We start from the raw sequence: 22,103 nt of genomic DNA, 5'->3' as shown, positions 1-22,103 counted from the left end.
AGGAGACCGCTATGTTGGGTTTTCTGTTTTCGTATTCTTTCAAATACTTATTTCTTAATAGTCATTTTGCTATTTACGATTTCATTATAATATTTTAAAGTAAATGGCTCTATGATCAATTTATCTCTTTGATAACGTTCTTGAACAATCACCTTTGCAATATACACTTTACGAGTATTTCTATTTGCATCCCCAATTGCGATCGCTGATTCTAGTAAATCAGCCATTTTGTTCGCAATTTTTTTGGCATAAAAAGTTTGCGTATTCAGATCTATTGTTAAAGCATAATTTACTACTTCTTTTAAGTCATTTAGTTTCTGAATTACTAACTCTTTTTCATCTGCTAAAGATTCCGATGTGTCTACTAATTTTGATTCAATAAATGATATAAAGGTTGGAAAAACATTTTTCTTAAGTAATCGAAGAACCTCTAAGCCTAAAATATTGGCAGAGCCTTCCCAAACGGTCAATACTTGAGCATCTCTTAATAAACGTGGTGTAACAAAGTCTTCAATGTATCCATTTCCTCCGTGCATTTCAATTGCTTCATGAGAAAAATGAATTGCTTCTTCAGCTGTACGCATTTTTAAAATTGCAATTAGCAATCGAACTAAGGCTTGTTCTTCATTTGTTCCATTTTCTTTACCAATGACACGATCGTATAAAGCAATTAAATCAAAAACTGCACTTGTTTGTACTTCTTGGATCGTTGCAAGCTTCGATAAGGTTTCTTGAATCATTGGATAATTTGTTAACAGCTGTCCAAACGCAGGTCGATTTTCTGCATATTGTTTTGCTTCAGTATAAGCTCTTCTCATGATGCCAACGGATGCTACAGCATTGCAGATTCTAGATAAATTTAATGCTTCCATCATATAATAAAAGCCCCTACTGGCATCTCCAATTAAAAAGGCTTTTGCCCCATCAAATTCTACCTCACCAGAAGGTACCGCTCTCACACCTAATTTATCTTTTAAACGACGAATGGTTAATCCATTATTTTTACCATCCTCGTTTTTCCAAGGTACTAAAAATAAACTTAAACCTTTACTCCCAGAAGGTGCACCTTCAATTCTCGCAAGGATCGTTGTTACTCCACATTGCCCTGCATTACTAGCAAAATATTTTTCTCCGTAAATTCGATAATGTTCATCTTCCTTTATCGCCTTTACAACGTTTGCACCTACATCAGAACCACCTTGTCGCTCGGTTAAAAAAGTTGCTCCCTCGAATAATTCTGTCTCGCCAGTTGATAGTAAATGTGGTAAGTATTTTTCCTTCAAGGCTTCATCTGCATATCGTTCTACTAAAAATGCTGCAGCCATTGATAATGTCACAGGACAATAGAACCCTACTTCAGTTTGCGATAATAAGTAACCTTGTGCATATGAGTAAATATAATTTCCTTTTATCCCTAATTCAGGTATCGGTTTGTGAAGATAACCTACAATTCCTTTATAATAAGTATCTTTAACCGTTTGTTTATAACCTTCATTTACCCATACATGAGAAATATCATTTCCGTATGCATCATATTTAATCAAACGAGGCTGCCCTTCGCGGTCTGTGTGAATTGCTCGTTTATCAAATTCATTTGCACATAGTCTCCCGAATTCAATCAATTCATTATTTGCCCAGTTAAAAAACTCTTTATCTAAATGTTTTTTTAATAGCTCATGTAAATGAAGATCTTCTTCATAAAAGTTCATTTCTACACCTCTATCTCAGATAATGTTCGTTCAAGCTTACTTTTTATTTTCACTATCTCTTTTTTTAATAATGTTAGCTCATTTATTTTTTGTTCTAGTTCTTCAATTTTCTGGTTGCCATATTCAATTGTTTTTTTCAACTGCTTTTCTCCAGTACGATCAATCGTGAATAAATTAATCATTTCTTTTATTTCCTGTAAATTGAAGCCCAAATGTTTTCCTCTTTGAATTAAATAGAGGCGTGTTCGGTCTTTTTGACTGTATTTTCTTCTTCCACTTTCGGAATAAGTAGGTTGGAGTAAGCCAATTTCTTCATAATATCTCAGCGTTCTAGGAGTCATTTCAAACTCTTTTGTTAATTCACGTATTGTATAAAACGCCAAAAATCCCCTCCCCTTTCTAGTTAATACTTTTATTATAAAGTTTACGTAAACGTAACTTTCAAGATGAAACACTTCGACAAAATCATACAAATATCATCCGTTTCTCTTCATAACAATCTGAATGGTCATCCTACAACAGAACTGTAAATTGATTTATTCAAACCTTTATCTCAGCAATTTTTTTCAGTTCATTTGCTCGAGTGGCAATAAACGATTTCATATATTTCTTTAAAAATAATAGATCAGCTAATACACCAAGGTAGCCGAGAGGAGATTTATATTCAAAGAGGTCAAACATTAAAGTACCCCCTTTAACTTCTTTGAACTCATGAGTATGAATGAACGAGTGGAAAGCACCCTTTACCATTACATCCTGAAATTTATAGGGTCTTTCCATTATTGTGACTTGAGCAGTCAATCTTTGCTTAATACCAAAGTGAAAGGCTTCCCAGATCACAATGTCACCAAGCTCTAGTTGACCTTCCATTACTCCACCAACAACTCTTTCCTTTGTTTTTGTAGCTGTCAACGTATGAATAGTAACATTCCTTGCAAGGTCAAAACATACATCGATTGGTGCTTTAATGAATTGTTGATGTTCTATGAAAGGCATCCTATTAACTCCTTTTACTTATCTATACTTTTTATTTGAGTATTATAAAAGGAAAACCATGATTTGGTTTTCCTTTTTACTATTCTATATTATAAGTTATTGTCCCTTTGTTAATTTCTCTATAACTGCTTGTAATCCATTTACAGCATTATCTAATCGATTAACTACGTGGAAAATTTCTTGAAGGTCACTAAGTTGTTTTTGCACTAAATGAATTGCATTTTGAAAATTATTAGCAAAAATTCCGCTGATTTTTGACTATAAGAGCAAGAATGAGGACGAATTTAGCTATACTTCATTGCTAAAATAGGAAATAACTTATTTTAGGAGGAATTAACATGAATAAAATACAAATTTTTAATGAGCTCAATACATCAGATGATTTATTATTTTTAGGCAATGCATGGGATTTACTGTCAGCATTAACACTTGAAAAAGTTGGATTTAAGGCTATTGGCACAACTAGTTGGGGTATTGCTAATTCAATCGGACTTGCAGACGGAGAATTAATTGATTTTGATCGCCATTTACGAATCATCCAATCTATTGCAGAGAATGTAAACATTCCTGTTTCAGCAGATATTGAAGCAGGCTATAGTGAAGATATAAAAACAATTGTATACAATGTTTTAAGAACTGCTAATGTTGGTGTTGCTGGGATTAATATTGAAGATTCATTTAAAAGTCATAAAGGGCTAAAGAGCATATCACAACATAGTAAACTCATATCAGAGATTAGAACTGCTTTAGATAATAATGGTTTTAAAGACTTTTATATTAACGCAAGAATAGATACTTATTTCCAACTTGAACATCCACTGATTGAAACGCTGAATCGTGCAAAGGCATATGTCGAAAGTGGCACAAGTGGAATTTTTGTACCTGGTTTAAAAAATGAACATGAAATAAAAGAAATCATCTTACATGTAGATGCACCACTTAACATATTATCTTTACCAGGATTAACAAATTGTAATAAGCTTAAAGAACTTGGTGTGAAACGTTTTAGTTTCGGTAACGGATTGTCAGATAAGATAATCTCATATTTGGAAAAGACTGTCGAACAATTAATTGAAGGTAAAGATACATCGATTTTATATGAGGCTTAAAAATGAAAGGGTGAATTGATAGATGGCTAATATAAATCTTTCGTTTGAAGAAATGTGGGAGAAAATTATTGCATGTGATCGCAAGTATGATGGCTTATTTTTTACTGCAGTAAAAACAACGAAAATATATTGTCGACCTTCATGTAGATCAAGGAAACCTAAAAAAATAAATGTAGAGTTTTTTTATGACTTAAACGAAGTTGAAAAAGCAGGTTTTCGAGCATGTAAAAGATGTCAGCCAGAAATCGATCACTCACCCCAAGTCATCCTAATTAGAAATGTAATTACCTTCTTAGTAAACCATTATCAAAAAAAGATTATATTACAAGATATTGCAGATCATGTGGGTATTAGCCCTTTCTATCTCGAAAGGCTTTTCAAACAAGAAACAACAGAAACTCCTCGCACGTATTTAGAAAAAATTAGAATAGATAAAGCAGCTTATCTTTTAAAAAACACTGACCAATCGAATCTAGAAATTTGCTATTTAGTAGGTTTTCAAAGCCCATCAAACTTCTATAAAATCTTTAGACAAATTAAAAACTGTTCACCTAACGAGTATAGAAATTTTGTATTAGTACATCGAAATTAGAGAACTATAGTAGCTCCTTTTTAGGGTTAAGGATTCTTTTTAAATTCGAACAAGAATTTTTGGGATTCTTCTTTCAATTTTAATTGTCTTTTTAGTTTCTAATATAGCACCAACAATTATTCAGTTTATCCCTTCCACTTATTGTTAAGAAATTGTTCGAAAATATATACGTAATATCGCACATACTACTCGTGGAGGTGATAAAAATGGGTCACAATCAAAATCCACATGCTCATGTAAAAAAGAAAAAGCAAAATAATGGTCAACCAGAACCTGCTGCGGTAAATTCTGAAGGTTATTTTGCTCCTAGTAAATCAAATACAGAGGCACTCAATGAAGTAAAAAAACAATAAAAAATGACCGTCTTTGACGACGGTCCTAAAAGAAAAGTAAGATTTCTTCTTTCTCAATAAATCCATTCCATACTGTCAATTTGTACAAATGTTTTGTCTTTTAAAAAAGATTTTACTATATAGTTTGTCCCCCAATCATAATATATGAATTGTTCATAATATTATAATTCAGAGTAAAATTCTTACAAAGAAAGGAGACATTCTATGGCACTTCAATTAATGAAAATTCTTGTTGATGCTACTGCTACAATTGAAACTGACCCGACTTCTTCCAGATACTTTTATATCACTACTTCAACTACAGCAGGTGGTGCTACTTTAGATATAGACGCTGCAAGTTTCTTAGATGATACTGGCGCAGCTGTTACTTCCCTTCCTACACTTCCTACAAATAATAGTTACTTCAATGTGTTTATTAACGGTGTTTTACAAATGAATGGCATCTCAACATACACTCCAGGAGCAACAGGTGTTGGATCTCTTGAGATTGCAGTTCCAGTTGGGGGAAGCATTTTGACTGGCACTCCGATCGTATTAGAAATCGTTAGCTTTGCACCTACTTCAGATATTACAGTTTCAACATAATGAAACTTTCAGACTGAATCTCTTGTTTTTTATACTGAATACAAACGGAAAGTTCCCTCAAAGGAACTTTTTTTTATCTTTGCACATTATAATTGATAAATTGAAATAAATTGAAGAATGATCACAACTCCCTTCATTGGTATATCTTCTGTCAGTAATGTTAGCTTACCTTTTTCAACTTTATAGTTTACAGTAGGTTGCAAAACCCCATTAATAAATAAATTAATATATGAAACCTCATTCGGTGACATGATGTCTGTAATTCCATATTCAACTAAGCCATCTTTGTTTGTGTATACTGATCTTACACCATCCGAGTATGTAAAAAATAATAAATTTGATGTTTGTAGTGGAATTGGAGGAGCCGAATATCCGTATGTTCCAAGATTTACAGTTGTGATTAATAATTCCCAGCGAATGCCATTAAATCGATAAAAAACTCTATTTCTAGTATCTAAAAATAGACTCCCACATTCCGGATTCACTGGACGTTTAGAAAGTGTTCCAGCTTGAATTGATGGGATATCCCCTGCATTTATCACAAAATCTAAATTAGATAAATCATCTTTAATAATATTCTGTCACTCCCTTCATCAATACTTTGAATTCATCGTTTGTCTAAATATATGATGTTTGAAAAGGATAAATCCTAATTTCTATATAAAAAAAGTACTACTTCTTTATTTGAAGTAAATGCAGTGTAAAGTCCTAACTTTTCTGTTTGAATGCTTGTTGTAATAAAAAAGAAGTCTTGGAATCAATTGATCCCTAAAAAACCTCTTCTGTCATTAAAAAGGCGTATGCGAAAAACATTAACCAAAACTAAAAAAGGTTATGTATAATAATGATAGAAGGTGATATAAATGGAGAAATTATGCGGTAAATGTTCAAAAGAAGCAGGGATGACCAAAGAAGAACGTTACGAACTTGCTAAGTCACGTATTCCTAATACAGTTTATACTTGTACTAACTGTAAGGAAGAGCATTCTTTAGAAATAAAGGAAATCAAAATAGGTATACATGTAGAGCCGATTAACACTACGAGCGAAAAGCCGAAAGCTCAAAAAAAGAAAAAAGACAACGAAAAAGAACAGCTTCAGTTTGAATTTTTCTAAGTATAAAACTTGTTCAATAAGAGATTTATTTGCTTAAGTTGTGGGGTCTAGTTCCCCACATTTTTTTTATATAGTATATTTCTAAAAAACAACGCCATGGAAAGCGAGCACCTGAAGTGGAATTCAACACTCTTACCAAACAAACTAAAAAAGATGACAAGCTAAAGCTCATCATCTTTCTATTACACCAAATATCGAAGGAATATATAAATATGTGAAATCACTAGTGATAAGATTGTAATTGGTAAACCGATTTTCAAAAAATCCCAATATCCAAACTTATATCCTTCTCGTGTAGCTATCCCCGCTGCAACTACATTCGCAGAAGCACCAATTAAAGTACCATTCCCACCAAGACAAGCCCCTAAAGCAAGTGACCACCATAATACTTCAACCTGAGATGAATCAGGTGAAAAACCCATTCCAACAGCTAAATCCTGAATTAACGGAATCATTGTCGCAACAAAAGGAATATTATCAATCGTAGCAGATGCTATTCCTGAAACCCATAAAATTAACGGGGCAGCTACATTCATATCACCATTCGTTAATTCCAAAACTTTTATTGCTAGCGATCCAATTAACCCGATATCAATTAATCCACCTACTAAAACAAAAAGACCAGCAAAGAAAAAGATTGTTACCCACTCTACACTCGCAAATACTTTTTCTAAATCATGTTCTTTTACACCGATTACCATTAATATGGTCGCCCCAAACATTGCAACAAGTGCTGCGTCTAAATGTAGAACCGAATGTAAAACAAATCCTAATAGAGTAAAACCAAGAACAGTAAGTGATTTATACATTAGTAAACGATTTTTTATATAATCTGCTTCATTAATTGACATTAGCTTCTGAATTGCAGTTGGTGTTGTTACTAATCGTTTTCGATAAATAAAATAAATAATAACTGTTATGACAGCTACAATGATTGCAATAACAGGTGTTAAATTAAATAAAAATTCATTAAATGTTAAATGCTTATTAGCAGATCCGATCATAATATTCGGCGGATCTCCAATTAAAGTTGCTGTTCCTCCGATATTTGAATAAATAACCTCTAGCATTAAAAAAGGAATCGGATCCACTTTTAAAATTTTAGTGATTGATAATGTTATCGGAACGATTAATAATATAGTCGTTACATTATCTAAAAAAGCTGAAGCGATTGCCGTTAATAATGACAATGTCACCAAAATTCGGATAGGTTGTCCTTTTGAAATTTTTGCTGCTTTAATCGCAATAAATTCAAAAAATCCTGATGTACTTGTTATGTATACGATGATCATCATCCCAATTAATAGTGTAATTGTTTCCCATTCAATATGTGTTGTTAGTGCAGAATGTAAATCAACTACACCTATTGCCACCATAATTCCCGCACCCAATAGTGCAATGAGTGCTCGATTAATCTTTTCACTAATAATAAATGCGTAAGCAATTAAAAATACGATGATTGCGGCATAATATCTCCAATTATAAGCGTGTTCTAAATGCTCCATCTAAATTTCCTCCATAGTATTTTAAATAAGTTCCCTTGATGAAACGAATTCTCTTCATATTCCATTGTTTATTTTTTACACAATAAATATGAGCCTCAAAATATTAGCTTGATAGACTATAGAACTCTTATAAAGCTAAGTTCTATTTTAAGTATTTGACCAAGCAACTATATTTTAGCATAAATCTTAGAGTTGGAGCTCTCTTCAGTCTTTTAGAACTATGTTGCTCTCTATTTTGCTTGTGAGAAATGGTACTTACTGCCTTTTTTAATAATTTTTTTAACTTTATGAAACTTTTTCCTTCTATAAATACTCTAATATATGAAAGGGGGTTAAAGAGTGATTGATATTAACCTTATACTGGACGCGATTAACGGAGATGAAGAAGCTTTCGAGACAATTATAAAAGCAGAAAGCGATAAGTTATATAAAACAGCAATTTTGTATGTCCGGAATAAAGAAGATGCATTGGATGTTATTCAAGAAACTGTATATAAAGCATTTGTTTCTATTAATCAATTAAATAATCCTGAATATTTTAGTACTTGGCTAATTAGAATTTTAATTCATGCTTCTTATCAATTATTAAATAAGAAAAATAAAACTGTCTTGTCTGGTGATGCACTTATTCATAAAATTTTGGAAACAAATCATCAAAATGTAGAAATGGATATTGACTTACCATATGCCCTCTCCACTTTGGACAATTCCTATCAAACGGCTATTATTCTCTTTTATTATCATGATCTATCCATTAAGAGTATAGCTGAAGCGATGGAGAAGCCTGAAGGCACCATAAAAACATACCTTAGGCGTGCCAAAATTGAATTAAAAAAAGTGATAGAAGGAGCGAAGAACTATGAACAAAGAATGGTTTAATGAACAATTAGCTGATATAGAAGTACCAAAAGAAGAAGTATTTGCTGCAATACATAGAGGAATTGCTTTAGGAAAAGATGAGATAAAAAAAACAAAGAAAAAATTCCAACCGAAGAAAATGGCATATATCGCAACAATTGCTGCTTCACTTTTATTTGTGTCAGGCTTTGTTTTTCAACCAGTCACAGCCGTTTTAGCAAGCGTTCCAATCATAGGTTCTATCTATGAAAATTTCCATTCTGACATAGGGAAAAAACTAGAATCCAATGGTCTGGTTGGAAAACTTAACGAAAAGGCAAGTGATCATGGTATTGATGTAACGGTGACCAGTGCGTATTATGATGGAAATAATATTGGTATTACTTTTAAAGCTGATGGAAAAGGAATATCGGAGAATCTGACTAATAGTGCTGGATCAGAAGCAGGTTATTCACTCCAACAATTTGATGGCGTTGAACAAAAACAGTGGTCTGGTACAAGGGAGCCGCTGATGAAAAAAGGTGAAGAATACATTGGGGCAGTGACATTAGAATATCCACTTAAAACCTTACCAACAAAAATTAATTTACCGTTAACTTTTACATATATTGGAGGAAAAAAAGGGAATTGGAGTTTTCAAGTACCTGTCCAACAAATACTTGCAGAAGAAATTACTTCGAATGCTAAAAGCTCATCACAAGATGGTACTTATTCTTTAAAAATGCAGTCCATCATCAAAGGAAAAGCAACAACGATCATTAACTATCAAACGAAAGTAATTGATGAAAGTGATACATTAACAATAAGAGTTTATGATGATCATGGTGAAAAACTTAATCTAGAACAAGTAGATCAACAGCGCGCTACATTTAAAAGTGAAATAGATAAAAAAGCTAATTATTTAATGATTTATCCTGAGTTCTCTAAAAATGAAGATGATACTATCAAATCAATAAATGTGCTACCTCAAAATATAGTAAGTAAGCGATTTGGTTATAGCATGAACATTGATAATGTACAGAAAAAGAATCAGCATTTTATTGTCGATTACACACTTAAAAATATCAATACATCAGATATAAGAAAAGACATCTTACAAAACTTTGCGGATCAGATTAAACTAGTCAAAACTAAAGATACAAATGGACTCACTGGCCAAGCTCTTTATCAAAATTTAAAAGCAGATTCCATACTTTATGCTAAAAAAGCTAGTGTTGTTGATGAAGAATCGTTACATTATCAATCTACCTTTCCGATCGAACACGTAAAAGGATTTAATGAAAATGATTATTCAATAATGGTTCCATTTGGCATACTAGGTTTGAATTCACCTCCTGTAAAACTGGATCCTATAAAAGTAAGTTTGAAAAACGAATAGTAGTTTATTAAAAAACCACCTAATTTTCATTAGATGGTTTTTACATTATAGGCATGAATAACTTTTATTTATTGCATTTTCTGAAGTTCATCTACAGTCACAAATTGATATCCTTCTTTAGTTAATGACTGTAAGATTTCTTCAATTGTTTTCAATTCATTTCCGGTTTTATCATACATTGGATGAAGTAAAATGATCGAACCTGGTTTTATATTCTTTTTAACATACTCTACTTTGTCAGCAGCAGAACTATAGTAAGTATCAGGCTCAATATTCCAAGTGATCGTCTCTTTTTGTACTTTGTTTAAATAATATGGCAATCCAATCATTTTTTTGCCATTTGGCGGTCTAAAATCTATTTCACCTTTATATCCAGCAGCTTCTCTAATCAATTTATCTGTCTTCTCAATTTCTTCTTTTATAAAGGATGGTGATTTTAATACCATTCGGTTATGTGAATATGTATGGTTACCTACTTGATGACCAGCACTCACTATTTTTTTAGCTTCCTCAGGATTTTTTTCAATTTCATTACCAATTAAGAAAAAAGTAGCTTTTACATTGTACTGATCTAACAGTGGCAGAATTTTATCAACATTTTTAGTTGGACCATCATCGAATGTTAAAGCGACCACCTTTTGATTTGTTTCCACTGAGTCAGTTAGTCCACCAAATAATTGAAACGATCTTGAATTCATTAATTTGTACAACCCAAATAAAATTAGAAAGATAAATAGTATTCCTATTAAGATTTTACTTAATTTTTTCTTCATAAAATATACCTTACCTTTAAAGTGTTTAATTACTAATCATTGTATCATAGATATAATGATGACGAACTTAAATAGAAAATCCTAACTAAGTTGTCCGCTTACGTTTATAATTGTAAAAAATTATCTACAATAGAAATCTGTTCATTAGTGTTTAATGCCGGTGCGTGACCTAGTTTTGGAATCGTAACTAATTGGCAATTTTGTCTTTGCTCCATTTTTAACGCAACATCTAATGGTAAAACGTCAGATATTTCTCCTCTAATCAGTAATGTTTTAGACTGAACTTTTTCCCAATACCCCCAAAGGTTTAAGTCTTCTTCATGCTGAAATTGTAAAGCAATGTTTGGATCATAGTCTGGACTAAACCCTCCCGTGTCTCTTCTTCTACATGAATGTTTAGTAAAGTGATTCCATTCATCTTCATTATATAGACCAAATGAGGCATAAATCATTTTATAATAATTCATCAATTCACTAAACGTATTGAAAACTGGAGGTGCCCCAACATAGCGAATAATTCGTTTTATGCCTTCAATATCCTTAGGACTATTTTCAGATGCACCTGCACCAATATCATTTAATACTAGGTGGCTAATTCGGTTTTGATGAGTCGTGGTTCCCGCAATTTGTATACCAATTGCACCTCCCATTGAAGTTCCAACCCAACGTACTTGTTCAATTTCAAGGTGATCTAGTAATGCGATAGCAAGATTACTATAGTGCTCAAAGCAATACTCATTCTCAGGATTTGTACTCCACTCGCTCAATCCTCTTCCAATCGTATCCGGGCAAATGACATAATAGTTTTTGGCTAATTTGCTCGCTATGATATCAAAGTCACGCCCATTTCTAGTTAAGCCATGCCAACATACAACAGTGGGCTTTTGTGGGTCCCCCCATTCAGTGAAATGAACTTCCATTCCATTAATCGTTTTAAATCTAGATTGATATGACATAAACTTCCCCCTTTCTTCAACTTGTACTGTTATGAACATATTCTTTTTATTTCAAAATATCCCTGTCTTCCAATCTTGAGAAATGAAAAAAGCTGCATATAAATTAGCAGCTTTACTATGGATCTTCTATTCAATTTAAAGACAAAGCTCTTCTTGCTTTTGTACTAATTCTATTTCAAACCCTAGGTCCTCCAACATTTTATGGTCACTATTTGTTTCCTGACCTTCTGTCGTTAAATAATCACCTATGAAAATACTATTTGCAGCGTACAATCCAAGTGGTTGTAAACTACGAAGATTTACTTCTCGACCGCCTGAAATCCTTATTTCTTTCGTTGGGTTCATATATCTAAAAAGTGCTAACACTTTTAAACAATAGCGCGGATTTAATTCATTCACACCTTCAAGCTTTGTTCCTTTGATCGCATGTAAGAAGTTAACTGGAATTGAATCTGCATCTAATTCACGCAAAGATCTCGCTAAGGATATAACATCCTCTTTCGATTCCTTCATACCAATGATTGCACCAGAACAAGGTGAAATACCAGACTTCTTAATTTTTTCAACAGTATCAATACGATCCTGATATGTATGAGTGGAAGTTATGTAATCATGGTGCTCCTTGGAAGTATTTAAATTATGATTATATCGATCTACACCAGCTTCTTTTAAATCACTTGCTTGTTCGTCTTTAATGATCCCTAAACAAGCACACACTTTTAATCCGTACATCTCTTTTATTTCTTTTACAGCCTCAGTAACTGTATGAACATCACGATTAGTTGGTCCTCTACCACTCGCTACAATACAATAAGTTCCAGCTTTTAACTCAAACGCACGCTTTGCTCCTTCTAGAATTTCTTCTTTCGATAAAAAAGGATATTTTTCAATCGGAGCGCTAGAAATAGACGACTGTGAACAATAGCCACAATCCTCTGGACAATAACCACTTTTTGCATTAATAATCATGTTCAGTTTTACTTTTTTTCCATAATAATGTTTTCGTATTGTAAAAGCACCTTGTAATAGAAGAAGAATCTCATCGTCGTCACATGTTATGATTTGCATTGCTTCTTCATCAGTGATTTCTTTACCCAAAATTACTTCCTGCGCCAATTTAGTCCAATTCATCAAATCCCTCACTTTATACCAATTTTTCAGTCATGATCATATTTTGAAACTGAAGATTACTGATTTTCGTAAAATCCTCTGGCTGTTTATATTCGGGTATTAAACCAATTACATCCAGACCCGTCATTTTTTTCATCATCGATACATTATCTTTTTCCATTACATTTAATCTGGATGGTACTTTGTTTATGATTAATCCTTTGATCTCAATTTGATGATATTTTAAGTATTCAGTTGTTAGTAATGTATGATTTAATGTACCTAGCTTTAACGTTGTAACAATGATGACAGGTAGTTTTAATTCTTTCATCAAATCAATTGTGTCAAAGTCTTCTTTTAAAGGAACTGCTACTCCACCAGCACCTTCCACAAATATGACTTCATGTTGTTCTTCTAATTCTTTATAACGTTCAAGTATAACCTCTTCATTCATCGTTACGTTTTCTAGCTTACTAGCCAAATGTGGAGATACAGGTGTTTCAAGTGTATATGTATTGTAATAAGAAAAATCCTCTTTAAGGTCTAAATATTCCTTATAAAATGCAACATCTTCCCCTACTAATCTATTATTCTTTTTCACTACTCCACTTTGAATCGGTTTATAAGGAATCGCATCAACTCTTATCTGCTGCATGGCTGCAACCAAATGTGAAGTAACGAATGTTTTTCCAATATTCGTATCTGTTCCTGTAATAAAATATCCTTTTCCCATATTACGCAGCCAACTTCTTTTCACTACTTCTGACTTTAGAAAAATGTCCATATAATCGTTTCGCTAAAATACTGCCAATGAAGGCTAAGCAAATATCTTGTCCAACACTATAAACAAATCCCAGCATCATAACTGCTTTAAATGAAGTCGGACTGTCCAGCCATGTGTTTAATGAAATATAAACATATAGAACTCCAAAGCTATAAACAATCAGTAAACCGACTAAATTAGCAAACATAAAGTGTTTGAGATCTGGCTTTTTCATTTTTTCAATGATAAATCCAATCACATATGCAGCAGCAATGAATCCAATTAAATAGCCAAAAGTTGGTTTTAAAATATATTCTGGACCTCCCCCAGAAGCAAAAACTGGTATTCCGATTAACCCCATTCCAACATATAGTGACTGGCTAATGAGTCCTCGTTTACTCCCCAATAGACACCCAGCTAAAAATACAAATAATACTTGAAGAGTGAAAGGAATGACTGGTAAAGGAATTTTTATAAATGCTCCAATTGATGTTAATGATGCAAATAAAGATATGACTGTTAATGATAAAGTTTTGTTCTGCATAACATCCTCCCTATTAATCTTTCAAATTGACAAACTAATAAAATTAAATTACCATGCAAATAAAATATATGTCAACCAAATTAATTATTTAGGTTAACATATATCATTAGGAGGTTAACTTATGGAGAATGAGCTTTATCAAGAACTATCATTGAAAAATAAACAATATGTATGGCATCCATTTACTCAAATGCAAGATTACATAAACGAGGAACCGCTCATCATATCACATGGGAAAGATAGAAAATTATTTGATGTATTGGGTAATGAATATTACGATGGCGTATCATCAATCTGGTTAAATGTTCACGGACATAATATTAAAGAATTAAACGAAGCAATTAATGAACAATTAAACAAGGTTGCGCATTCAACATTATTAGGGATGGCAAATATTCCGGCCATTCTTTTAGCAGAAAGATTAGTCAATATTGCGCCTGATGGTTTAGAGAAAGTATTTTATTCAGATTCGGGTGCAACAGCTGTTGAGATTGCTATTAAAATGGCATATCAATATTGGAGAAATATCGGAAAAAATGAAAAAAATACATTTGTCACTATGAAGGAAGCTTATCATGGAGATACAATTGGAGCCGTTTCAGTAGGAGCAATTGATTTATTTCATCAAGCCTATAGTGATTTACTATTTCCAAGTATTAAACTCTCCTATCCACATCTTTATCGTTCAAAGTATGAAGGAACACGAAAGGATGTAACAAAAGCTTATTTAAATGAAGTTGAAAACCTATTTATTGAAAAAGCGGATTCAATCGCTGCATTGATCATTGAGCCAATTGTTCAAGGTGCAAGTGGAATCATTGTGATGCCACCTGGATATTTAAAAGGATTGGATGCGTTATGTAAAAAATATGAGGTATTATTAATCGCTGATGAAGTAGCAACTGGTTTTGGCCGAACGGGAAAAATGTTTGCTTGTGAACAAGAAGGAATTACACCTGATATTCTTACGTGTGGAAAAGGATTAACAGGAGGATATCTCCCTGTTTCCGCAACTTTAACGACGAATACTATTTATGAGGCATTTCTAGGAACATATGAAGAACAAAAAACTTTTTTCCACGGTCATAGTTATACAGGCAATCCACTTGGATGTGCTGTTGCATTAGCAAACCTAGACTTATTTGAAAAAAAGCAATTAATAAACCATGTGGAAGAAATAAGTTCCTTTATTGAAGAGTCATTAAGAACATTTTATGACTTACAGCATGTTGGGGACATTCGTCAAAGCGGAGTCATGATTGGAATCGAGCTTGTCCTCTGTAAAGAGACGAAGGAGCCGTTTCATTGGAATGATCGAGTTGGTGTTCGAGTTACAAAAAGAGCAAAAGAATTAGGTTTATTAACTCGACCGCTTGGAAACGTAATCGTCTTTATGCCACCTTTAGCATCAACAAAATCTGAATTAGAGGAAATGCTAAATATATTATATAAAGCAATTTCTGATTGTACTGAAAAACAATGAATTACTAATTCTACTTTTATTCTAAAAAACCCCGCTTATATAACAGATCCCCCTCTAATAAAAGAGGGGGTTTTTCTGTCTTTATTCTTGCTTTGGTAAAGATCCAAACTAAATAGAATGACTATTTTCCACATGATTAGATTTTTTCATTAGTAATTTGTTTACACGTCTCTTCATAGTAGGCATACAAATATTTAAAATTGGACCGCCTAAACAAACTGTTAAAACAGTACCTATACCAATTGGTCCTTTAAAAATGAATGCTAATAACAAAAAGAGAACATAAAGGATCGTTTTAGAAATCATATAATTCACTTTTAGTCTTTCTCGAATAATTAACATTGATTCATCTACTGGAATCGGTGCAAAGTTTGTAAGAAGATATATTGCACTACCGATTCCAGTGACAATTAAACCTATTCCAAAGCAGATCAGTTTACTAATAAAAATCTCAGGCAAAATGACATGCTCCAGTAAAAATAGCCATAAATCTATACTTAATCCCGTAATAAGTGCTGTAGCTAAACCCAAATATTCTGGTCTATTTCGTTTTAAAATTGAATTACAAAAGATCAAAATCAGTGCAATTATGATTTCCCAAGTTCCTACCGTAAAACCTACAGTCTTAGATAATCCGACTAAAAGTGCATCAAAGGGAGATGTACCTAAATCTGATAAAATCGTTAAAGCTACTCCTAATGTTAAAATGATGATTCCTAACCCATATAATAAATATCTCGTCTTATTCACCTTCTCATTTCGTAATACTTACTTTGCAACTAGCTCTTTTGTCATCAAAATATGAGGAATTCCATCTTCGATAAATACGTCTGATGAAGTATGATATCCCAGCTTCTCATAAAACCCCTCAGCATGTGTTTGACCATGCAATTTCACTTTGGTAATCTCTTTTTCTACCGCAATTGCTTCTAAAGCTTTGATGATTACCTTTCCAAGGCCAAATTTTCGATAAGGCTCTAAAATACAAATTCTTTCTAATTTACCTAAACCATCAACCCATCTAATTCTTCCTGCGCCAACTGGCTTGCCATCATAATAAGCTAAAATATGCTCTGCTAATCCATCTAGTAAATCAAATTGGTCAAATTCATCCACTAAGGGCACTCCTTGTTCCTCTACAAAAACGCTTTTTCGTATTTCAAAAGCTACATTTAAATCATGATTTTCAGTTATTTTTACTGCATTCATCTTTCATCATTCCTTTTCTAGATTTATTTCAATATGTGAGTCATAATATATATATCTTTACTAAACAGTATAATCTCATTTTTGTTGTAGATACAACAAAATAATAAGGAGTTTTATAAATGAAGGAAATACTTCGCGAAATTGGCATGATCGCTAGAGCATTAGATTCTATTAGTAATATTGAATTTAAAGAACTTGAACTAACGAAAGGACAATATTTATATCTTGTCAGAATATGTGAAAATCCAGGAATCATTCAAGAAAAATTAGCCGAAATGATAAAAGTTGATCGCACAACTGCAGCCCGTGCCATTCAAAAACTTGAACAACAAGGATTAATTGAAAAGAAAAATGATGGTATTAATAAAAAGAACAAAGGATTATTTCCAACAGATAAAGGAGAACAAATCTATCCATTTCTAAAAAGAGAAGGCGACCATTCAAATCAAGTTGCATTATCCGGCCTTTCTACAGACGAAATTGAGACCGTTTTTAACCTCCTTCAAAAAATTAGAAAAAATGTTGAAGTCGACTGGAACCATGTAAAAAAAGGTAACAAAAGAGAATATTAATGAAAAAAACAGAAAAACCATGAATTAGGTTTTTCTGTTTTTTATTCACAGGCATTTAGCCACCTTGTCTATCAATTACTTCTCCATCTTTTGAAAGACCTCTAACAATAAAACTCTTTCCAAATTGATAATAATAACATTTTCCTTGATCAGTAATCATATTAGCTTGTTTAAACTCTTGTTCTTCTTCTGTTTTCGTTTCTACTTTTTCTATAAGGTTATTGTTAATTTCACCGAAAACCACATAAAAATCATGGAGTGTGTTCCCCTCATCATCCGATACATATAGATTTTCATCATAAACTGTCATGTTATGATTTTCATAATGTGTCCATCCATTGTGACCTATATTTTCCCAACCTTGTTGATCGCTTCCTTCAAAGAATGCAACTGATATTACTTCATAATTTGCAGGGAAAGAATCCTCTAGAATTGGGACAGTAGTATAAAAAACAACAGTTACTTTATCGTGTAATACTGTGTGAATAATATGTTTGTTTTTATAAGGAATCCCTTTTTCAATTGCCTCCTCAAAAGAATCGTACTTACCAAATTCATAGTCAGATAATATGAGTTTGATAGAGAAAGCGATCAATATTAGAATCGATAATGGAATGAATACTTGCTTCTTCATCCTCTTCCTCCCACTGGATTAATCGAGTGATCTCTTTCATTGTATTTTTCATTTATTTATTTCATTCCTTATTAATTCTCTGACTATTAACGTATTCCTCTGTTATTCCATGTCTTTCTATAACAAAAAAACATCTATTTAAAAGATGTTTTTTAATCTATTACTTTATAAGTGTACCGTTAACTTTACGAGTATGTTCCCCTTGATTTAAGACAATTGTTTTACTCCATGAACCATCCATTGGCAATTCAATTTTGCCTTTGTAGACTCCCTTGGAAGTTTTTTTCAGTTTTCCTTCAGCTTTATGATTCATACTTTTCATTGTCAGTATAATTTCTACAGAATCAACATTCACTAACTCATTTTTAGAGTTTGTTAAAGATACTTGATAAGTATGTTCGGAGTTTTTTGAAGTTGGCTCATCTGAAAGTTCAATGTTAATACTATCTAAAAATTTATTTGAAACTGGTTCTTTTGATTTTCCACATCCACACAAAATTGTTACAAGTAATAACGGAAATATTATATATTTTTTACCTATCTTCATTTTGCACCTCATGTTTTTCATTTTCTATTAGCAAAAAATTGCTAAGTACTCGTTACTACGAAAACTTAGCAATCTATTATTCTATTACTGAAATGGTTTGTTTATTCTAATCCTGGACGACGTACTTTTTGTTTTATTAATTTAACAATAAACTCAATTAAACCAATTAAGAAGATTGATATACCTACCATTGGCATTAAAAGTCCACAAATGACAGAAATCAATAATACACCTAAATAGAATTTATTACCCTCAGATGCTTTTGGTATGCCAATTTTACCTTTTGGTCTACGTTTCCACCACATCGTAATTCCACTAAAAACAATGAGGATTAGTGATAAGCAAGCAATTAAATCAATGATTAAATTTGCTACGCCAAAATATCGACCTTCATGTAATGCGATCCCTGTTTCAACCGTTTTATCAAAAGGACTGTAATCCTTCCAGCGATAGTCAAGTAAGACCTTCCCACTATATTGATCTATATCCATTGTTACATAATTTTTAACACTTCCCGCTGCAAAGCCGTACGAAGAAATTAAATATACACCTGTATCTCCTTCTGGCATATTAATTGTATAGCCAGGATGAATATTCGTCTCCTCAGCAATTTTTATTACATTTTCGATTGGTAACATTCCTTTATTGCTATAAACTGATTCTGGAACTGGAATATTCTCGGCTGCCCACGGTGTTTTTGCAACTTCTTTTGTCACTTTAGTCGATTGAATACTGCCATCCCATAAATGCTCAGGTGCATTTGATAAATTAACTTTTGCCACAAATGTATTTAAACGCTCCCCAAATGAGCTAGCCCAAGGTAGACCTGATAAGACTAAAACTAATAAAATAATTGTCATCCAAAATCCGGTACTAGCATGTAGATCTCGCCAAAATATACGAGAACCTTTACCTATTCGAATTCGTATAACATCAAGAAATGTTTGCTTATTACGAGGGAAATATAAATATAATCCAGTTGCTAACAAGATAATTGCCCAAGATGCTGATAACTCAACAAGATGATCCCCAATCTTACCAACCATTACTTCCCCATGTAGTTTTACAATAATCTCCATTAAACGTTTATCATTTTGCAATTCTCCTAATACTTTTCCTGTATAAGGATTCACGAAAACAGTATAACTAACATCACCTTTTGCAATTCCAACTTCTGTTGCACGTTCAGGATCTTTCACATTTGTAAAAGACGTAATCGCGTCAACAGGATACTTATCTCTTACAGCTTTTAATTGTAAACTTGGAGTTAATTCTTTTGAGCCTTTTTCAACATAGTGTAAATCGGGGTCCAACATTGGTTCTACATAAGGTTTGAATAAGTATATCGAACCTGTAATTGCTAACAGAATCAAAATTGGTGCAAAGATCATCCCCCCATAAAAATGCCATCTCCAAATTGCCTTATACAATGACATTTTTTTAGATATCACTTGCTCTGGCTGTGATTCCAAATTTGTATTTACTTCCATTTCATATACCTCGCAAATTAGTTTCATCTACCTGAGACAGTATAATATACAATTGTGATATCTTAATGAAGTTTTAAGAAAAAGATTATTTAATTTCAGACAAAAAAAAACGCCGTAGCGATTTTTTTCATACCAATATTAGTCTATTCCATCTCAATAATGACGATTTTCCCTATCCGACAATACAGTAAAAGATTTTGCTGAATTTCTTCATTCCGATATGTATAACACGTAAGATCTGTGAATTCCCGGTGGGAAATGTCGTGGGTTGTATTAATTAATTTATATGTATTTCCTCTAAACTTGATCTTTCGTTCTATTGAAGGTTGTTCTGCCATGATTTGTTCTATTGTTCGAAAATCCATCTAGTTCACTCCTTTATGTTCAATTTTAGTATAAGCCTGGAATGTTTATGTTAGACGTAAATTTGCTTCATTTAATTTAGAATATCAATTAAGAATCCGTCCTCTATTAAAAGTAAAAATCTATTTATCTAATTTTATAATATAAAAGAGAATTTATTTTATTCATAAAAAAAGAGGGATATGTTAGATATCCCTCTTTTCAAATTTATTTATCTTAATGTTTTTAATGCGCCGCTCCAAGCCACAACTTGGTCAAGCATATCATTAACATTGTTATTATGTAACTCAGCAGGTTTGAAAGTCGAAAAGTTTTCAAAATCTGTAAATAAAGAAAGTGTTGGGTGAACCCTTACATCTGCTACTTGTAATTCTCCTAATATACCACGCAAATGCTCTGCTGCACGTGCACCACCAGTCGAACCATAGCTTACAATACCAGCCGCTTTATTAGCCCATTCATCACGTGCAAAATCAACCGCATTTTTTAATGCCCCACTAATGCTGTGGTTATATTCTTGAACAACAAATACAAAACCATCTAAGCTTGATAGTTTTTCAGACCAAGCTTTAATTCCTGGCTCTGTTCCATCAGTTGTACCTAAAAATGGTAGTTTAAAATCTGCGATATCAACAATTTCGTAATTCGCATCACCACGTTGTTTTGCAATACCTTCTACCCATTCACCGACTTGGGGACTTACTCGCCCTTGTCTTGTACTTCCTAAAATAATTCCGATTGATAGTTTTGCACTTGTCATTTTTCTTCCTCCTTGTTTAAAATTTGTTACTACTGTTATAATAATCCCTAAGAATTCACATTAGAAGTAGACACTTAAATGTGACCTAGTATACAAAATGATACCTAGGAGGAATGTTAATGACTGAAGAATGTAATGGTTCAGTTGAAACGGCTCTTGATATTTTAGTAGGAAAATGGAAGCCCATAATTCTTTTTCATATCTTTCAACACGAAACATTACGGTTTAGTGAATTACAACGTTTAGTTCCTGAAATAACGAAAAAAATGTTGACTTCTCAACTAAGAGAATTAGAGTATCATGATATTGTTCATCGAAAAGTTTATGCGCAAATCCCGCCTAAAGTTGAATATTCAATCACTGAATATGGAAAAGGTATTACACCTATGTTGGAGTCATTAAATAGTTGGGGAAATTTACATTTAGCGCATTTAAGAGAGCTTTACGGGGAAGAGGCCGTAAAGAACAAATAATAACACTCCTTCTAAATGTATGACTAAAAAACAACAATGTTGATATTTCCATAAACTAATATTTTTAAACTTAACAATCTATTAAGAAGCAGAATACTCTTTCATTCATAAATGATGATTCAATTAAATATGACAAAAAACCAGAAAGCCCTTATTTAGGCTTTTCTGGTTTTTCACTTTCTATGAATTTCGCGCAGTCCATTTCATTCTCAGTATATAACTTTAT

26 protein-coding genes are annotated in these 22,103 nt (G+C 32.5%); 10 read left to right on the top strand and 16 right to left on the bottom strand.

Going from position 1 to position 22,103, the window contains the following annotated elements:
- Nucleotides 1-47 precede the first annotated feature (47 nt).
- From CAB05_RS09625 to CAB05_RS09615, 3 genes are all read right to left on the bottom strand, one after another.
- Nucleotides 48-1,709 carry an acyl-CoA dehydrogenase family protein gene (locus CAB05_RS09625; RefSeq protein WP_087999633.1) on the bottom strand — a complete coding sequence of 554 codons (1,662 nt, stop codon included), beginning with the start codon at nucleotides 1,707-1,709 and terminating at the stop codon, nucleotides 48-50.
- A 2-nt stretch (nucleotides 1,710-1,711) separates the two neighbouring features.
- Nucleotides 1,712-2,092: a MerR family transcriptional regulator gene (locus tag CAB05_RS09620; RefSeq protein ID WP_087999632.1), complete on the bottom strand. Its 381-nt coding sequence runs from the start codon at nucleotides 2,090-2,092 to the stop codon at nucleotides 1,712-1,714.
- Nucleotides 2,093-2,249: 157 nt separating this feature from the next.
- Nucleotides 2,250-2,705: an SRPBCC family protein gene (locus tag CAB05_RS09615; RefSeq protein ID WP_087999631.1), complete on the bottom strand. Its 456-nt coding sequence runs from the start codon at nucleotides 2,703-2,705 to the stop codon at nucleotides 2,250-2,252.
- 338 nt (nucleotides 2,706-3,043) lie between these two features.
- Between CAB05_RS09615 and CAB05_RS09610 the strand changes: the two genes are divergently transcribed.
- From CAB05_RS09610 to CAB05_RS09600, 4 genes are all read left to right on the top strand, one after another.
- The gene (locus CAB05_RS09610) at nucleotides 3,044-3,814 is read left to right on the top strand and encodes an isocitrate lyase/PEP mutase family protein (RefSeq protein ID WP_087999630.1); all 771 of its coding nucleotides are present in this window, start codon (nucleotides 3,044-3,046) and stop codon (nucleotides 3,812-3,814) included.
- A gap of 22 nt (nucleotides 3,815-3,836) precedes the next feature.
- Nucleotides 3,837-4,406 (top strand): bifunctional transcriptional activator/DNA repair enzyme AdaA, encoded by a 570-nt coding sequence (locus CAB05_RS09605; RefSeq protein ID WP_087999629.1) that lies wholly within the window; start codon nucleotides 3,837-3,839, stop codon nucleotides 4,404-4,406.
- A 206-nt stretch (nucleotides 4,407-4,612) separates the two neighbouring features.
- Nucleotides 4,613-4,759 (top strand): hypothetical protein, encoded by a 147-nt coding sequence (locus tag CAB05_RS22125; protein ID WP_158093232.1) that lies wholly within the window; start codon nucleotides 4,613-4,615, stop codon nucleotides 4,757-4,759.
- 204 nt (nucleotides 4,760-4,963) lie between these two features.
- Nucleotides 4,964-5,344 carry a DUF4183 domain-containing protein gene (locus tag CAB05_RS09600; protein ID WP_087999628.1) on the top strand — a complete coding sequence of 127 codons (381 nt, stop codon included), beginning with the start codon at nucleotides 4,964-4,966 and terminating at the stop codon, nucleotides 5,342-5,344.
- 86 nt (nucleotides 5,345-5,430) lie between these two features.
- On the opposite strand, the gene CAB05_RS22680 is transcribed toward CAB05_RS09600, so the two are convergent.
- Entirely contained in the window at nucleotides 5,431-5,886 is a 456-nt protein-coding gene (locus tag CAB05_RS22680) for a DUF4183 domain-containing protein (RefSeq protein ID WP_308464605.1), read from the bottom strand.
- A 321-nt stretch (nucleotides 5,887-6,207) separates the two neighbouring features.
- Between CAB05_RS22680 and CAB05_RS09590 the strand changes: the two genes are divergently transcribed.
- Nucleotides 6,208-6,459, top strand: coding sequence for a hypothetical protein (locus tag CAB05_RS09590; RefSeq protein WP_087999626.1), 252 nt, complete (start codon nucleotides 6,208-6,210; stop codon nucleotides 6,457-6,459).
- A gap of 182 nt (nucleotides 6,460-6,641) precedes the next feature.
- Here the strand turns inward: CAB05_RS09590 and CAB05_RS09585 are convergent, their stop codons facing one another.
- A complete protein-coding gene (locus tag CAB05_RS09585; protein WP_087999625.1) occupies nucleotides 6,642-7,964 on the bottom strand; it encodes an ArsB/NhaD family transporter in 1,323 nt (440 codons plus the stop codon).
- Between the two features lie 339 nt (nucleotides 7,965-8,303).
- On the opposite strand from CAB05_RS09585, the gene CAB05_RS09580 reads away from it, so the two are divergent.
- Together CAB05_RS09580 and CAB05_RS09575 are read left to right on the top strand one after the other, a co-directional pair.
- The gene (locus CAB05_RS09580) at nucleotides 8,304-8,843 is read left to right on the top strand and encodes a sigma-70 family RNA polymerase sigma factor (RefSeq protein ID WP_167374465.1); all 540 of its coding nucleotides are present in this window, start codon (nucleotides 8,304-8,306) and stop codon (nucleotides 8,841-8,843) included.
- Nucleotides 8,824-10,200 (top strand): DUF4179 domain-containing protein, encoded by a 1,377-nt coding sequence (locus tag CAB05_RS09575; RefSeq protein ID WP_087999624.1) that lies wholly within the window; start codon nucleotides 8,824-8,826, stop codon nucleotides 10,198-10,200. Before CAB05_RS09580 ends, CAB05_RS09575 begins: the two co-directional genes overlap by 20 nt.
- Nucleotides 10,201-10,268: 68 nt before the next feature.
- Here CAB05_RS09575 and CAB05_RS09570 read toward each other — a convergent pair whose 3' ends face one another.
- The 5 genes from CAB05_RS09570 to CAB05_RS09550 form a co-directional block, all read right to left on the bottom strand.
- Nucleotides 10,269-10,973, bottom strand: a complete 705-nt coding sequence (locus CAB05_RS09570) for a polysaccharide deacetylase family protein (protein WP_087999623.1) — start codon at nucleotides 10,971-10,973, stop codon at nucleotides 10,269-10,271.
- 104 nt (nucleotides 10,974-11,077) lie between these two features.
- The gene (locus tag CAB05_RS09565; RefSeq protein WP_158093231.1) at nucleotides 11,078-11,929 is read right to left on the bottom strand and encodes an alpha/beta fold hydrolase; all 852 of its coding nucleotides are present in this window, start codon (nucleotides 11,927-11,929) and stop codon (nucleotides 11,078-11,080) included.
- Nucleotides 11,930-12,064: 135 nt separating this feature from the next.
- Nucleotides 12,065-13,060, bottom strand: a complete 996-nt coding sequence (gene bioB / locus CAB05_RS09560; protein ID WP_087999621.1) for a biotin synthase BioB — start codon at nucleotides 13,058-13,060, stop codon at nucleotides 12,065-12,067.
- Between the two features lie 13 nt (nucleotides 13,061-13,073).
- Nucleotides 13,074-13,772 carry a dethiobiotin synthase gene (gene bioD, locus CAB05_RS09555; RefSeq protein ID WP_158093230.1) on the bottom strand — a complete coding sequence of 233 codons (699 nt, stop codon included), beginning with the start codon at nucleotides 13,770-13,772 and terminating at the stop codon, nucleotides 13,074-13,076.
- Between the two features lies 1 nt (nucleotide 13,773).
- A complete protein-coding gene (locus CAB05_RS09550) occupies nucleotides 13,774-14,346 on the bottom strand; it encodes a biotin transporter BioY (protein ID WP_087999619.1) in 573 nt (190 codons plus the stop codon).
- A 121-nt stretch (nucleotides 14,347-14,467) separates the two neighbouring features.
- Here CAB05_RS09550 and bioA point away from each other — a divergent pair, with 121 nt between their 5' ends.
- Complete coding sequence (gene bioA, locus CAB05_RS09545; RefSeq protein ID WP_087999618.1) at nucleotides 14,468-15,829, top strand: adenosylmethionine--8-amino-7-oxononanoate transaminase; 1,362 nt, start codon at nucleotides 14,468-14,470, stop codon at nucleotides 15,827-15,829.
- A gap of 108 nt (nucleotides 15,830-15,937) precedes the next feature.
- Here the strand turns inward: bioA and CAB05_RS09540 are convergent, their stop codons facing one another.
- Both CAB05_RS09540 and CAB05_RS09535 read right to left on the bottom strand, forming a co-directional pair.
- The gene (locus CAB05_RS09540; protein WP_087999617.1) at nucleotides 15,938-16,579 is read right to left on the bottom strand and encodes a YczE/YyaS/YitT family protein; all 642 of its coding nucleotides are present in this window, start codon (nucleotides 16,577-16,579) and stop codon (nucleotides 15,938-15,940) included.
- Between the two features lie 18 nt (nucleotides 16,580-16,597).
- The gene (locus CAB05_RS09535) at nucleotides 16,598-17,038 is read right to left on the bottom strand and encodes a GNAT family N-acetyltransferase (protein ID WP_087999616.1); all 441 of its coding nucleotides are present in this window, start codon (nucleotides 17,036-17,038) and stop codon (nucleotides 16,598-16,600) included.
- 119 nt (nucleotides 17,039-17,157) lie between these two features.
- On the opposite strand from CAB05_RS09535, the gene CAB05_RS09530 reads away from it, so the two are divergent.
- Nucleotides 17,158-17,610, top strand: a complete 453-nt coding sequence (locus CAB05_RS09530) for a MarR family winged helix-turn-helix transcriptional regulator (protein ID WP_087999615.1) — start codon at nucleotides 17,158-17,160, stop codon at nucleotides 17,608-17,610.
- 55 nt (nucleotides 17,611-17,665) lie between these two features.
- Here the strand turns inward: CAB05_RS09530 and CAB05_RS09525 are convergent, their stop codons facing one another.
- The 4 genes from CAB05_RS09525 to CAB05_RS09505 all read right to left on the bottom strand — a co-directional run bounded on the left by CAB05_RS09525 (nucleotide 17,666) and on the right by CAB05_RS09505 (nucleotide 21,404).
- Nucleotides 17,666-18,244 (bottom strand): hypothetical protein, encoded by a 579-nt coding sequence (locus CAB05_RS09525; protein ID WP_087999614.1) that lies wholly within the window; start codon nucleotides 18,242-18,244, stop codon nucleotides 17,666-17,668.
- Nucleotides 18,245-18,404: 160 nt separating this feature from the next.
- A complete protein-coding gene (locus CAB05_RS09520) occupies nucleotides 18,405-18,791 on the bottom strand; it encodes a FixH family protein (protein ID WP_158093229.1) in 387 nt (128 codons plus the stop codon).
- A 101-nt stretch (nucleotides 18,792-18,892) separates the two neighbouring features.
- Nucleotides 18,893-20,281, bottom strand: a complete 1,389-nt coding sequence (locus CAB05_RS09515; RefSeq protein ID WP_158093228.1) for a PepSY-associated TM helix domain-containing protein — start codon at nucleotides 20,279-20,281, stop codon at nucleotides 18,893-18,895.
- A gap of 574 nt (nucleotides 20,282-20,855) precedes the next feature.
- The gene (locus CAB05_RS09505) at nucleotides 20,856-21,404 is read right to left on the bottom strand and encodes an NADPH-dependent FMN reductase (RefSeq protein WP_087999610.1); all 549 of its coding nucleotides are present in this window, start codon (nucleotides 21,402-21,404) and stop codon (nucleotides 20,856-20,858) included.
- Nucleotides 21,405-21,523: 119 nt separating this feature from the next.
- Between CAB05_RS09505 and CAB05_RS09500 the strand changes: the two genes are divergently transcribed.
- A complete protein-coding gene (locus CAB05_RS09500) occupies nucleotides 21,524-21,877 on the top strand; it encodes a winged helix-turn-helix transcriptional regulator (protein WP_087999609.1) in 354 nt (117 codons plus the stop codon).
- The last annotated feature ends 226 nt before the right edge of the window (nucleotides 21,878-22,103 follow it).

The organism is Gottfriedia solisilvae, assembly GCF_002128405.1.
Lineage (GTDB): Bacteria > Bacillota > Bacilli > Bacillales > Bacillaceae_G > Gottfriedia > Gottfriedia solisilvae.
This window is presented reverse-complemented; position numbering and strand designations above follow the sequence as displayed.

Bases quoted from the DNA above. Each gene is read 5' to 3' on its own strand.
- CAB05_RS09625 (WP_087999633.1), bottom strand. From the start codon at position 1,709: ATGAACTTTTATGAAGAAGATCTTCATTTACATGAGCTATTAAAAAAA.
- CAB05_RS09615 (WP_087999631.1), bottom strand. From the start codon at position 2,705: ATGCCTTTCATAGAACATCAACAATTCATTAAAGCACCAATCGATGTA.
- CAB05_RS09610 (WP_087999630.1), top strand. From the start codon at position 3,044: ATGAATAAAATACAAATTTTTAATGAGCTCAATACATCAGATGATTTA.
- CAB05_RS09605 (WP_087999629.1), top strand. From the start codon at position 3,837: ATGGCTAATATAAATCTTTCGTTTGAAGAAATGTGGGAGAAAATTATT.
- CAB05_RS22125 (WP_158093232.1), top strand. From the start codon at position 4,613: ATGGGTCACAATCAAAATCCACATGCTCATGTAAAAAAGAAAAAGCAA.
- CAB05_RS09600 (WP_087999628.1), top strand. From the start codon at position 4,964: ATGGCACTTCAATTAATGAAAATTCTTGTTGATGCTACTGCTACAATT.
- CAB05_RS09590 (WP_087999626.1), top strand. From the start codon at position 6,208: ATGGAGAAATTATGCGGTAAATGTTCAAAAGAAGCAGGGATGACCAAA.
- CAB05_RS09585 (WP_087999625.1), bottom strand. From the start codon at position 7,964: ATGGAGCATTTAGAACACGCTTATAATTGGAGATATTATGCCGCAATC.
- CAB05_RS09575 (WP_087999624.1), top strand. From the start codon at position 8,824: ATGAACAAAGAATGGTTTAATGAACAATTAGCTGATATAGAAGTACCA.
- CAB05_RS09570 (WP_087999623.1), bottom strand. From the start codon at position 10,973: ATGAAGAAAAAATTAAGTAAAATCTTAATAGGAATACTATTTATCTTT.
- CAB05_RS09565 (WP_158093231.1), bottom strand. From the start codon at position 11,929: ATGTCATATCAATCTAGATTTAAAACGATTAATGGAATGGAAGTTCAT.
- bioB (WP_087999621.1), bottom strand. From the start codon at position 13,060: ATGAATTGGACTAAATTGGCGCAGGAAGTAATTTTGGGTAAAGAAATC.
- bioD (WP_158093230.1), bottom strand. From the start codon at position 13,772: ATGGGAAAAGGATATTTTATTACAGGAACAGATACGAATATTGGAAAA.
- CAB05_RS09550 (WP_087999619.1), bottom strand. From the start codon at position 14,346: ATGCAGAACAAAACTTTATCATTAACAGTCATATCTTTATTTGCATCA.
- bioA (WP_087999618.1), top strand. From the start codon at position 14,468: ATGGAGAATGAGCTTTATCAAGAACTATCATTGAAAAATAAACAATAT.
- CAB05_RS09535 (WP_087999616.1), bottom strand. From the start codon at position 17,038: ATGAATGCAGTAAAAATAACTGAAAATCATGATTTAAATGTAGCTTTT.
- CAB05_RS09530 (WP_087999615.1), top strand. From the start codon at position 17,158: ATGAAGGAAATACTTCGCGAAATTGGCATGATCGCTAGAGCATTAGAT.
- CAB05_RS09525 (WP_087999614.1), bottom strand. From the start codon at position 18,244: ATGAAGAAGCAAGTATTCATTCCATTATCGATTCTAATATTGATCGCT.
- CAB05_RS09520 (WP_158093229.1), bottom strand. From the start codon at position 18,791: ATGAAGATAGGTAAAAAATATATAATATTTCCGTTATTACTTGTAACA.
- CAB05_RS09515 (WP_158093228.1), bottom strand. From the start codon at position 20,281: ATGGAAGTAAATACAAATTTGGAATCACAGCCAGAGCAAGTGATATCT.
- CAB05_RS09505 (WP_087999610.1), bottom strand. From the start codon at position 21,404: ATGACAAGTGCAAAACTATCAATCGGAATTATTTTAGGAAGTACAAGA.
- CAB05_RS09500 (WP_087999609.1), top strand. From the start codon at position 21,524: ATGACTGAAGAATGTAATGGTTCAGTTGAAACGGCTCTTGATATTTTA.